The 1339-nt window shown below is 71.2% G+C and carries 2 protein-coding genes; both read right to left on the bottom strand.

Going from position 1 to position 1339, the window contains the following annotated elements; translation table 11 throughout:
- Window positions 1-583: 3-oxoacid CoA-transferase subunit B (locus AB0O01_RS36465; RefSeq protein ID WP_365320422.1), on the bottom strand; the 583-nt coding region annotated here is incomplete at its 3' end.
- On the bottom strand, window positions 583-1338 hold the full coding sequence (locus tag AB0O01_RS36470) for a CoA transferase subunit A (protein ID WP_365320424.1): 756 nt from the start codon (window positions 1336-1338) through the stop codon (window positions 583-585). The genes AB0O01_RS36465 and AB0O01_RS36470, both read right to left, overlap by 1 nt.
- Window position 1339: the final 1 nt, after the last annotated feature.

Below are 1339 nucleotides of genomic sequence, written 5' to 3' on the forward strand. Positions count from 1 at the left end.
TCACCCCGGGCGCGCACTCCACCAGCACGAGACCTTCCTCCGTGATGTCGAGGACGCCGAGGTCGGTGATGACCCGGTTCACACACGCCCTGCCCGTGAGCGGGAGCGTGCAGTGCTCCAGGATCTTGGGGGAGCCGTCCTTCGCGGTGTGGGTCATCACGACGATCACCGTCCGGGCGCCGTGCACCAGGTCCATCGCCCCGCCGATCCCGGTGATCAGCTTCCCGGGGACGGCCCAGTTCGCCAGGTCCCCGGCCGCGGAGACCTGCATCGCGCCCAGCACGGCGACATCGATGTGCCCGCCGCGGATCATCGAGAAGGACAGCGCCGAGTCGAAGAAGGACGCCCCGGGCAGGACGGTCACCGTCTCCTTGCCCGCGTTGATCAGATCCGGGTCGACCTGGTCCTCGGTCGGGTATGGGCCGGTGCCCAGGATCCCGTTCTCCGACTCCAGGACAACTTCGACGCCGTCGGGGAGGTGGTTGGGGATCAGGGTCGGCAGCCCGATGCCGAGGTTGACGTACTGGCCGTCGCGCAGTTCACGGGCGGCCCGCGCGGCCATCTCCTGCCGGGTCCACGCCATCAGTCGCTCACCGTCCGCTGCTCGATCCTCTTGTCCGCCGCCTGCTCCGGGGTCAGCGCCAGCACCCGCTGCACGAAGATGCCGGGCAGATGCACCGCGTCCGGGTCGATCTCCCCGGGCTCCACCAGTTCCTCCACCTCCGCGATGGCGACCTTCCCGGCCATCGCGGCGAGCGGGTTGAAATTGCGGGTGGCCTTGTTGAAGACCAGATTCCCGTGCCGGTCGCCCCGGGCCGCCCGGACCAGCGCGAAGTCCGTGCGGATCCCGCGCTCCAGGACGTACCCGACGCCGTCGAACTCCCGGACCTCCTTCGCCGGGGACGCCAGCGCCACCCCGCCGGACCCGTCGTAGCGCCAGGGCAGCCCGCCCTCCGCGACCTGGGTGCCGACCCCGGCCGGGGTGTAGAAGGCCGGGATCCCGGCGCCCCCGGCACGCAGCCGCTCGGCGAGAGTGCCCTGCGGGATCAGCTCGACCTCCAGCTCCCCGGCGAGATACTGGCGGGCGAACTCCTTGTTGGCCCCGATGTACGACCCCGTGACCCGGGCGATCCGGCCCGCCGCCAGCAGCACCGCGAGGCCGGACTCCATGGCACCGCAGTTGTTCGACACCACCGCCAGCCCGCCCGTACCACGCTCGTACAGCGCCTGGATCAGGGTGTTCGGCACCCCGCTGAGCCCGAAACCACCCACCGCGAGCGACGCGCCCTCCGGCACATCACCCACCGCCGCCGCAGCCGAGGCGACCACCTTGTCCATC

The sequence above is a fragment of the Streptomyces sp. NPDC093252 genome (genome assembly GCF_040683675.1).
Taxonomy (GTDB): Bacteria; Actinomycetota; Actinomycetes; order Streptomycetales; family Streptomycetaceae; genus Streptomyces.

What these genes read in the sequence shown, in the direction of transcription:
- AB0O01_RS36470 (WP_365320424.1), bottom strand. Translation starts at nt 1,338, where the DNA reads ATGGACAAGGTGGTCGCCTCGGCTGCGGCGGCGGTGGGTGATGTGCCG.